This is a genomic window from Cupriavidus sp. CuC1, from assembly GCF_044627735.1.
Taxonomy (GTDB): Bacteria; Pseudomonadota; Gammaproteobacteria; order Burkholderiales; family Burkholderiaceae; genus Cupriavidus; species Cupriavidus ulmosensis.
Genome location: NZ_JBIUHC010000435.1, coordinates 1 through 615, shown reverse-complemented (window position 1 = coordinate 615; position 615 = coordinate 1). Strand labels below are relative to the sequence as shown.

The window sequence follows — 615 nt, the reverse complement described above, 5'->3', positions numbered from 1 at the left end:
GAACTGGTACGGATTGCCGCCTCCGTGCAAAGTGGGCAATGCACTGCAGTCCAGGCACTCACGCGCTTTGGCGTGGCGGCGCGCGCGGGCAGCTTGTCTATGAGGCCGGCGTGCATCTCGGACGGCTGTTTCGTACGATCTTCCTGATCGACTATTTCACGAATACCGCATTTCGCCATGAGATGCAGCACGCGTTGAACCGCGGTGAAACGGTGCACATTGTCCAGAGGGCGATCCATCACGGCAAGATACCGATCGAGCTGGCGAGGCATGACGCGTCGCTGGCGGCCGTGTCATCGGCCTTGACCTTGCTATCCAATGCAGTCATGGCCTGGAATACGATGCACATGCAACGCAGTTGGGACATCCTTGAACGAGTCGGGGCCGAAACAGTGCGCGCTGTGGACCTGAGGCATATCGGGCCGACCCATCTCGAGGGAATCAATCTGCGAGGGACTTTCGAGTTTCCGATCGCGCGCTATGCGCATAGGCTCATGCCCACTGCGGCGCTCCAGTCCGACTCCCTTGCGCGGTGGCGGCGGCTGTCAACGTAGTTGTCACGTGAGGGTATTGAATCAAGCGGCTTCTTTGAAGGCGTCGGCCTCCTTGTTTGGC

At 59.8% G+C, this 615-nt stretch carries 1 pseudogene; it reads left to right on the top strand.

What is annotated here, in order from left to right:
• Positions 1–554, top strand: a pseudogene (locus ACGLHR_RS52085) (Tn3 family transposase); the annotation flags it as partial.
• Positions 555–615: the final 61 nt, after the last annotated feature.